This window comes from Carboxylicivirga marina, from assembly GCF_016612505.1.
Classification (GTDB): domain Bacteria; phylum Bacteroidota; class Bacteroidia; order Bacteroidales; family Marinilabiliaceae; genus Carboxylicivirga; species Carboxylicivirga marina.
In genome coordinates this window covers 1-11,065 of sequence record NZ_JAENRR010000102.1, presented here as the reverse complement: position 1 = coordinate 11,065, position 11,065 = coordinate 1, and the positions used below count along the sequence as shown (strand labels likewise).

The window sequence follows — 11,065 nt, the reverse complement described above, 5'->3', positions numbered from 1 at the left end:
ATGATTTCTTCTACCATTTTGTTTCACTTTTCATGTGCTACAAAGTGGTCCAGTTTTTAAAGCGGTTAAAAACAGAAAACAGTATGAATTCCTCCTTTATAGGTAAAAGTGATTATATGCTCTGTCCTCAATCACCAAATATACATGCGTAATATTCAATAATTGATATGCTATCACGCCCCATGTGAAGTTAGCACAGGTGTTAGCCAATGTCTTCCACGTATTTAACGGGTATAATAGGTAATTTAGGTGTTTGCGTATGATGTTGAAATATAAGCGTTTATATTGTAAGGTGAATGAATATGCCCCCTTTTTAATTCTCTTGAATACAATTGTGACGTAGTCACCCATCATTTATGAAATGATCATATAACTTATTCAGGAGCCTATTTCCTCATCTTGCATAAAAATTAAAAACTAATATGGTTACGATACATAAGTATTGAGGCCTAAATTCATAAAAATAATGAAAAAGATCTACTATGTATTATTTGTTACAGTGTTGATAGCATGTGTGGTAATGCTTTTCTCAAAAAATGAAGCAGCGAAAGAAGAATATAAGGCAGAAACATTTACTTCAGAGCAATTAATAGCTCAATACAAGGCAAATAAAGCTGAAAAACGTGCAGCCGGTTACAGTAAATTTGATCACCCGGATGAGTTTGTAAAGTATATTAATTATCTGAAAACAGGTGACGACCCATCAAAGACTTATCCAATAAATTATAAGTTTACAGAATTAAAAAGCGCAAAGCAGCGTAGAGCAATGTTGAAAAGCGCCAAAGTAAATCTGGATTGGAAACACCGTGGTCCGGGTAATGTGGCAGGGCGTACAAGAACTTTGCTTGTAGATCCGGACGATACAACAGGTAATACTTGGTTTGTAGGAGCTGTAGGCGGTGGTGTTTGGAAAACAATTGATGCCGGACAGAACTGGGAATTCTTATCAACTGAATGGCCCAATATAGCGGTTTGTACCTTAGCTATGGGGCAATCTAATACCAATGTAATATATGCAGGTACCGGCGAAGCATTTTTTAATGCAGATGCTATTATGGGTGATGGTATATTTAAGAGTACCGATAAGGGGCAAACTTGGGTTCAGCTGGCAAGTACGGTAGCTGATAATCGATTTAGATATGTAAGTCGTTTAATTGTAAATCCTGCTAATGAAAATGAAGTGCTGGCAGCTACTTCTATAGGGATATTCAAAAGTACCAATGGAGGGACTTCATGGACAGATGTTTATAATGGTAACAACGTACAGGATTTAATTTATCATCCTACCGATTTTAATATTCAGTTTGCAGGAGAATATGACAAAGGTATTTTAGCTTCAACCGATGGCGGGGATACCTGGTCGTTAAGAGAATCAATTACTACTGGCCGAATTGAGTTATGTATTTCAAAAGTTAATCCTGATTATGTATTTGCTTTGGATAATACTTCGGAACTTTACCTTTCAATCGATGGCGGTTTAAAATGGGAAAAAACGGTATATGATACTAAAGTTGTGTTTTTAGGGCAGCAAGGTTTTTATAACAATGCACTGGCAGCTCACCCAAGCGATGAAAATAAATTATTTATTGGTGGCCAGTTTAATATTTCTGAGGTTACTGTTAGTAAAGTAAGTGGTTCAGAGTCGATTGAGCTGGGAATTGAGAATACGACAGCTGCTTATCTGGATTATCGTAATATCAGCGGTTCTCATATGGATCAAGCATTACTCACCTTTAACCTTGCAAATGATGCTTTAGCCCGAAGTGTGCAGATTCGTTTTGGAAATGGCGCTTCACAAAAAGCACACCGTTTTACTGTTGGTGGCACCACTGCTACTAAGGCTTTTACAGAATCACACATTTATGAGGATTATGTGGATGTGCCTTTTGAAGTGATTGATATTAATACGGGTAACCAGATAATGGTTTCATTCCGAGACCAGGATGAGAATGGCGTATTTGATGTGTCGGAGAACAGTCTGGAGCAAATTTTTATTCATTCTACTGAATATTCGGCTACCACTCCTTCTCCTGATATTGCTAAGAATGGTGGGATAGTCTCTAATCTTTTATATTTCTTTAATCCGCTTTTAAAAACCGGAGTCAGTAATGATGTCTCTACCTGGCCACTGATCGAGCTTAAATTTATCAGGACAATACTTGAAGACCGAAAAATTACTTCTAAGCCAATAGCTTATTGGAATGCGCCTGTCGGTTCAGCACAGTACGCACATGCCGATCATCACAACCTGACCATTGTAGAGAATGCCGGTAATCCTTTCCGAATTATCAATGGTAACGATGGTGGAGTGAATTTGTCAGACGATGGTGGCGTAACCTGGACATTCCCTATAGGTGGATATGTAACCACTCAATTTTATGGTATAGCTAAACACCCAACAAAGAATAAGTATTTTGGGGGAACACAGGACAACGGAACTTTCTTATCGACTGAAAATCCGGATAATTTAAGTAATTGGACTTTTACCATTGGAGGTGATGGTTTTGAAGCCATATGGCACCCATATGATGGGCAAAAATTTGCAGGTTCGCAATACTACAATAGTATCTATATTACTAAAGACGGTGGCCAAAATTGGAGTAAGGCTGATTTTCCTGAAACATCGCAGAATTATGCGCCATTTATAACCAGGCTTACCAATGCGCCTTCTGATCCGGAGATGATGATGACAGGTGGATTAACCTGGCTGTGGACATCCTATGATTTTGGAGATACCTGGAATAAAGTAGTTATGCCCGACGGCACATGGCCAACATTCACCGCGCATAATCACACAGAAATAAGTCCTGTAAATAGCCGTTATGTATGGGCCGGGAAAGGAGTAAGTACGCGAAACAACTTTTCGGTAGCATTATCTTCCGATGGTGGACGTAGTTTTATCAAGTCATCTATTGTGCCTAATGGAGCTGCTGCTCTTACAAACATTGTGGCTCACCCCACTGATTTTAATACAGCCTATCTGGTATTCGCAAAGAGTGATCATGCCAAAATATACAGAACTAGTAATTTAGGACAGACATGGGAGGACATCACCGGATTTAATGGAGGAACAAGTAGTAGCACCGGATTTCCTGATGTAGCTGTATATACTATGGTGGTAATGCCGCACAATACTGATATTCTATGGGCTGGTACCGAGATAGGAATATTTGAATCAACTGACGGCGGACAGTCGTGGCACTATGCCGATAATGGCTTACCGGCAGTGTGTATATGGGACATGAAAATTGTTGGTCAACAAGTGGTAGTAGGTACACATGGTTTGGGTATCTGGACATTGGATATACCGGAGATTGAAGTGAGTAGAAGTCCGTATATTAGTGAAGTGGGTAAACAACCCAATGGAAGTTTTGGTGTGGATTTAGAGTTGTTTAATGATTGTGATCAGTTGGAATTTTATGTGGATGGTCAGCTTGAGAAAGTGGTGGATAATGTAGTGACAGGGAGAGCTTTATTTGAAGTGCCTTGCAATGTTAACACTGCTACAGTTGATATACAGGCCATTGCAATTACATCAGCGAATAATCAATACTCTAACTACAAGCGTGTTGATAACCCTGTAATGTTGGCAGCTGTTCCAAATTATACGAATGATTTTAGTGTTGAGAAGTCTGATTTTAGAGGGAATTTAAGTGTTAAATCAAGCTATTTTAACAACTGGGCCATTCATTCGCCACATCCATATAAAGGTGGAATCGATCAGGGCGTGATGTCAGTTGATTATAGTTATACTTTAAAGTACCCGATTATTATTAGCGAGGATGTTGCAAAAGCAAGCATGACTTACCGCGATATTGCATTTGTTGAGCAAGGTACAGAAGGATCAGTTTATGGCGATGATACATTTTGGGACTATGTAGTGGTTGAGGGCACTAAAGATGGAGTAAACTGGTTACCACTTAAAGATGGTTATGATGTTGGCTATTCTCAAAAGTGGCTCGATTACACAACAACATCACTTGATCAAATACCAAATTCTGAGGATTTATTTGAAACGCATATTATTAATCTTCAAGATGTTTTCGCAGCTGACGATATTATACTAGTGCGTTTCAGAATGTATTCCGATTATGATGCTACCGGTTGGGGGTGGATGATTGATGATGTAGAGATACAAAAAGATAATGCTACTGCATTGTTTGCATCAGATGCAAATGTTGATGGATCATTAACGGTTTCTCCAAACCCTGTACAAAATGGACAAATGAACCTGCAACTCGATACCGAAGAAATAGGTGAAATGACATTAGTGGTTTATGGTGTTAATGGTAGGGTTGAGTTTAATCAGACAGCGTATAAAGATCATAACACATTTGCGCAAACTATTCATGTGCCAAATGTTGGCAAAGGATTAAAAGTAGTGAGTGCTACCGTTAATGGTAAGACTTACACTGCAAAAGTACTTTTCAAGTAAAGTTCCTGATTTTAATAACGGAGGCTGTTGCTCATAGCAGCTTCCGTTATTATAAAGCTTAAATCTAGAGTAAGAATAATCATAAAAACAATGATGAAAAAGAAGCTGAGGATTATTATTTCCCCATAACTAATACCCGAATAAAGCATAACCCATAACTGATTGTAAATTATTGGTATTATTTAAGTTAATGGAGTGTAAAGGATGTGATCTCTTATGGCATGGTAGTATTTGAGATTACATCCTTTTATTAAGGAAAGGTAATTTTTTATTGGCACACCTGGTATAATAAGAAAGGTGAATTAAGAAAGCGATCAATAGCTCAATTTTCAATAAAAAAATCCTTAAAGTTGACTATCCTCGGGGCAAACCTCGAGGATAGTCAACTTTATTTCAGCTCCGCTAAAAACCGGATTTTCTTTATTAACCCCTCTGTCCGATAAAAATCGGACATCTCCCCTGAAAAAAACAGGGGAGAACTATAATACCCACGAGGCAAGCCTCGAGGAATTTGTCTGATTAAAAGGTTTATTGAGAATATGTTTGACTGTTGTAATAAGTAATTTATGAATAAAATAATAGCATTCTTTTTAGTATTATTACCATTGATGCTTACTGCTCAAAATAAAGTTGCTTATAAAGTAAGCTACGAGAAGTATGTCAATTCCGAAAAAAGAAAAGATAAGGTTCACATTATTTATGCCGATGGTATGGTTTATCTTTCTGATGCCGATGCGAAGCAAAAGCATTTTATTGATCTGCAGCAGCAGGAAAATGTAAGTACAATCAACTTTGAAGGAAAAGCGTATAAACAGGTAACACCTTTCAGCGAATTGTCTGAACCTAACTTAGGTAGCATAAGCGATACCATTATGAACTATGTATGTAAGCACGTGTCATATGTATCGTTTTCAAATAAAGTAAATGTTTGGTATACCGAAGATGCAAAAGCCAAAGGATCGCCTAGTGGTACCTATTTACCTTCAAAGGATGCTTTAGTATTGCGTATTTTAGTCAATGGTACTTCAGAGCTTAGGGCTTGTGCCATTGACGAATTAAAGTCGTTTAACTATGATGACTCATCAATTAAAGAAGCAGAATTTGTTGACAGGGCACGTTTCGAAGAGTTGAAGATTAATTCAAGATTTACGCGCTTATCCGTATTTAAAGACGAGCAAATTAATTTCTATGGGAAATTGGAACATTGTAAAGATTCGGTATTAGAACCTAATCATACTTATCATTTTGCAAAAGGCTCTGTTATCCTAAAAAAAATTGAGCTAACACCTGAAATGCAAAAGAGTGGTCAGATTTATGCCCGATTAACCTGTCAGTCTAATGGCGATGCTTACGATCGTGTAGGTTCTGTATTTGTAATGCCCAATAATGAGGCTGAGAGTTTGTTGAAAGCTTATCAGCATGGATTCTGGACACTGCCGGAATACATTGCCAATAATGGAAAGAAATACCATGGCATCTGTCGAAAGGGAGATTACGAACCACCCATTGAAATTATGCGTTTCTTTACCACTTTTGGCATTGGAGATTATAATAATAAGAAGGTAATAAATAATTACGATTGGGCTGAAGAAGCCACGTTTGAACAAGAGGTTACTCAATTAATACCGAGCAATGAAAAAAGCTTATGGGTGGGAGTTTATGTAAGTAATTACAGTAGGGCTGGGCATAGAGTTAGTTTAGATTTTGAATTTTTTCCATCATTTTCAAATACACCATCATCCAACTCCAGATTTGTAGAGCCCCTTTTTTCAACCATTAATACGATGGAAGTGCAGGGGCAGCTGGCGGGGCACTTTTTTGGCACGGACACACTAAAGATGACGTTTGAGATTCCGGAGGATATGAAAAACCTGGAATTATTATACACAACAACCGGCCATGGTGGCTGGGGTGGGGGTGACGAGTTTAACCCCAAATTGAATCAGGTATTTATTGATGGCGAAGAAGTTTTTGAAATAATACCATGGCGAACGGATTGTGCTACCTATCGTTTACTTAACCCGGCCTCGGGTAATTTTGCTAACGGATTATCATCAAGCGATCTGAGTCGTTCAAATTGGTGCCCTGGCACTTTAACATCCCCATTTCGTATCCCATTAAATACTTTGACACCAGGGAGTCATACTTTACAAGTGGTGATTGATCAAGGAGAACAAGCAGGTAGAAGCTTTAATTACTGGGGAGTTACCGGTGTTTTGGTAGGTAATTTTGTTAACGAAAGTCTATGAGTTTATTGTTGAAAGTCTATTTGTTTGATTTAATCATTAAAAGTTGAATTGTTCTATATATTTTAAAAAAAGCAGAGTTTGTAATACGGGCAAAAAGTAAGAATTAGTATTTTGTACCCAATATAAATGGGTTTAAAATGGGGATGTTAAAAACATTTTTTTCTATCGTTATTTATTTGGCTTGCTCGAGTGTGATGCAGGCACAGGTAAATGCACAGTATATCAGGTCGTACTTGTCGTCGCATGATGGTTTATCAAATAATGTAGTAACAACCATCATGCAGGATAAATATGGCTTTATGTGGTTTGGTACCGAAGGTGGACTGAACCGCTATGATGGTTATACTTTTTTACACCATAAACCCACTACTACCGGTGTGAATTCCTTACATAGTCCATCGGTTGAGTGTATTTTAAGCAACAACGAAGGCAATATTTATGTGGGAACCAAATCAGATGGTATTGGAATTTTCGACATTAAAAGCGAGCAGTTTTCACAACCCGGTTGGAAAGAGCTTGAAGACAAACAGGTTATCTCCTTTTTGAATGATTTCGATGGAAATATCTGGATAGGTACCCGGGGTGCCGGAGTATATAAATATTCTAATTCACAGGACTCAATCATTAATTATTGTGAAGGTTTACGTGTGAATGATATGGTCCAAACTGCTGATAGTACCATTTTGGTTGCTACCAGTTCTGGAGTTTTCTTCGGAAAAGATTCACTGAGGAATAGAATTTATTTTAAGAAAGGTTATCACGAGGTAACCGATATTTTATACGATGCTAAGGCAGATAGCTTGTGGCTTGTAGGGTGGGGTTTAAATTTGATGTCGATTAACTACAGAAAGTTTAAGGGGAAACAATACTTGCTGCCCAATGGTGGTGATGGAAAACAAGTAAATGGTTATTCGCTTCATCAGGATAGCGATGGACATATATGGATAGGAACCTGGGGCGATGGCCTGTATCACTTCAACAAGCAAACGAAACAATTTTCTCCTGTTGATATTAAACCAACAAGTGCTGATGTAAAGAGTATTAATTTTGATGTGATTCTGGAAATTTATCAGGATCAAACTGAGGATATTTGGCTGGGGACCAGTGGCGGCGGGGTCGTTAAATTATCGAAAAAGCAATCTTTTAATTCTTTAGGAGTCGAAAATGAGAGTTTTGGTAAAAAGTATGTAGAAGCTATTTTAATCGACTCTAAAAACAGAACATGGATTGGTTGTCGGGGTAATGGCTTGTTGATGAGTACTGATGGCAAGGAGTACACTAACGTTAGTTTTACCCGTGACCATGAGTTCTATAATAAGGACGGATTAGGTGTTAAAAGCATCTATGAAGATGAAAAGGGACGTATTTGGGTAGGTGTTAATGACAGATTATATATTATTGATGAAAGTGATGGTATCCCGGTTTTAGTGAAGGCTGCAAAGCACTTTGCTTATCCAAAGTTTAACCTGGCCAAGTTAGTCTTTGATTTATTATATCATAAAGATGAGTTATGGGTGGCAACATTTGAACAAGGTATTCTGGTTTACAAAGAAGAGTTTGGTGTATTTAAGCTTAAAAACGTCTTCAAACGTAATTTTTCAGGATTAGGGACAGATAAATGCAATGTTTTCAGCTTAGATAGTGAGGAGAAATTATGGGTAGGCACTAACAATGGTGTTTTTAAGTATAATGATGCAGATACCAGCTTTATTAAGCTTGAAGCTTTATTGCTTGGGGATATTAAACCCATTGCAAAAGTGATTAATTGCCTTCGTTTTGATGATGAGGATAATCTTTGGTTTGGTACACCTTGCAGTTTAAACAAAGTGAGTTTTAATAATGAGGGTCAGGGGTATTTACAACATTTTTCGGTTTGGGATGGCCTGTCGAATGATTATATCAATAGTATCGAACATGATGCTAACGGACATATTTGGGTGAGCACCAATAGTGGTATTTCACAGTTTGATATACAGAATAAACTATTTCGAAATTATAACCTGGCTGATGGCCTTGGTGATGATAGTTATTCTGCCTCGGCCAGCTTTGTGTCTGAGGATGGTTTAATTTATTTTGGAGGCTATACCGATCTTACTTATTTCAATCCTTTGAAGGTTAAGGATAATATACTCAGACCAAATATTGTTATTACTGATTTTAAGATTTTAAATGAGAAAGTAAGAAATGAGAGTGAGCAATGGGGGGGTAATTTAAATGAGCAAACATCAATTGTATTGGACCATACACAGACTGAGTTTTCGTTTGAATTTGCTGCATTGGACTATAAATCACCAGGTGAAAACCAGTATGCTTATCAGCTCGAAGGTTTTGATAAAGAACTTAATCATTTAGGTAACCGGCGTTTTATATCTTTTAATAATTTAAGAGCTGGTGATTACAAGTTGCATTTATTCGGATCAAATAGTAATGGATTATGGAACGAACAGGCTAAGATTATCAATATTAAGGTGAAACCTGCTCCATGGAAATCGTGGTATGCCATCCTTATTTACATAGCATTGATAGTTTTGATGGTTTATATACTTGTTAAGTATAGCCAGAAAGAGCAAGGCATGCTAAACGAGATAAACCTACAGAAGGTATACATGGAGCAGGATAGAAAATTGAATGACTATAAACTTAAGTTTTTTACGAATATATCCCATGAGCTTCGAACGCCTTTAACATTGATTTTGGCACCGGTTAATGAATTATTGAAGAATAACCTTGAGGATTTACCAGTTGAACGATTGGCTAAAAAATTAAAATTGGTACAATCAAATACCTCTCGTTTGTATAATCTGGTTAATCAATTATTGGAGTTCCGAAAGGCGGATGCCGGTAAAATTAAACTGCAAGCTTCGCGGCAGGATATGGTAGGGCTTTTAAATACCATATCCGAACCTTTTATTGAGTTAGCTGAGATTAAGAATATCATATTTGAACAAGGTATACCCGATTATGAAGTTAAAATATATTTCGATCCCGAACGTCTCGAAGTGGTTTTTAATAACTTGCTGTCAAATGCATTTAAAAATGTAAATGAAGGAGGTAAAGTAGTATTAGAGCTGGTTGAAAATGCCGAAACGCTTCAGGTTGATATAACCAACACTGGTGCCGGAATACCACAGGAAAAGGTTAAGAATGTTTTTAAGCGTTTTTACCAGGTTGAGGGCAGTCAGGCCGTAATCGGTTCAGGTATTGGACTTTCTCTGGTCAAAAGTTATATCGATTTGCATAGGGGTAAGGTACTGGTTAATAGCGAACCTGATAAGCAAACCACATTTTCGGTAGTATTAAAAAAAGGGAAAGATCATTTTAACAAAGAAGAAATCAGGCAAAAGGTTGAAAGTGTTGAAACTGCAGTAGTAAACTCCGAACTGGTATTTAATGATTATAAACTGGAAAAGCATACAGAAAGCGATAAGACATCAAAAATACTGTTAGTTGAGGATAATGTTGATGTACTTGCATATACCAGTGAGTTGCTTTCACAATTTTATCATGTAATTGAGGCTGAAAATGGACGAGAGGGTCTTGAAAAAGCACTCGATCACAAACCAGATCTTATTGTGGCTGATGTGATGATGCCCGAAATGGATGGTTATGAAATGTGCGAACACCTTAAGAATAAAGAGGATACTACGCATATTCCGGTTATTTTACTTACAGCCAAAGGCTCCAGTGAGGATCATTTGTTAGGGGTGAAAAAGGGTGCTGATCTATTTTTAACAAAACCATTCGATCCGGAGTTATTACTCGAAAAAGTAAAGCAGCAAATAAATGCTAAAAAGAAGCAGGAAGCCTACTTTTCGAAAAACATTACATTTGGAGATCAAAAGCTGGCCATTGATGCCGAAGATGAACTCTTTTTGAACAAAACAGTTGAGTTGATTGAGCAATTTGTTGGAGATGCCTGTTTGGATCAGGAGTTTTTAGCTAGCCAACAGGCCATGAGTTTATCTACTTTTTATCGAAGATTAAAGCAGGTTACCGGTTTGGCACCTGGTGAGTTGATGAAGCAAATTAAATTAAAAATAGCTGCCCGTTACATGCTTGAAACAAACCTTAGTGTATCGGAGGTGGCTGAAACAGTTGGTTATACCGACTTAAAAAACTTCAGACGCTTGTTTAAAATTGAATTTGATACTACTCCACTTCAATACCGTATGACAAATAAGCAAGAGTAGTGTCTTATGCAACGGTTCTTTCTGTTAAGTTATACCAATTGTATTCCAAAATGATTGATAAATCATTTTGCTAATTACAATAGTTAATGCTGATACGAAAGCACAGATTGATTTTTTAGGGTGCAGTTCTCATATTACGCAGCATTTTTAGTGTAGTATACGTCAGAAAAATGTTTCCAAAAACCATCCCA

3 protein-coding genes are annotated in these 11,065 nt (G+C 37.3%); all 3 read left to right on the top strand.

Annotation, left to right across the window (positions count from 1 at the left end; genetic code table 11):
• The first annotated feature begins 466 nt into the window (after nt 1–466).
• On the top strand, nt 467–4,435 hold the full coding sequence (locus tag JIV24_RS21345; RefSeq protein ID WP_200467118.1) for a hypothetical protein: 3,969 nt from the start codon (nt 467–469) through the stop codon (nt 4,433–4,435).
• Between the two features lie 566 nt (nt 4,436–5,001).
• Nucleotides 5,002–6,684, top strand: a complete 1,683-nt coding sequence (locus JIV24_RS21340; RefSeq protein WP_200467117.1) for a peptide-N-glycosidase F-related protein — start codon at nt 5,002–5,004, stop codon at nt 6,682–6,684.
• Between the two features lie 137 nt (nt 6,685–6,821).
• Nucleotides 6,822–10,874 (top strand): hybrid sensor histidine kinase/response regulator transcription factor, encoded by a 4,053-nt coding sequence (locus tag JIV24_RS21335; RefSeq protein WP_200467116.1) that lies wholly within the window; start codon nt 6,822–6,824, stop codon nt 10,872–10,874.
• Nucleotides 10,875–11,065 lie beyond the last annotated feature (191 nt).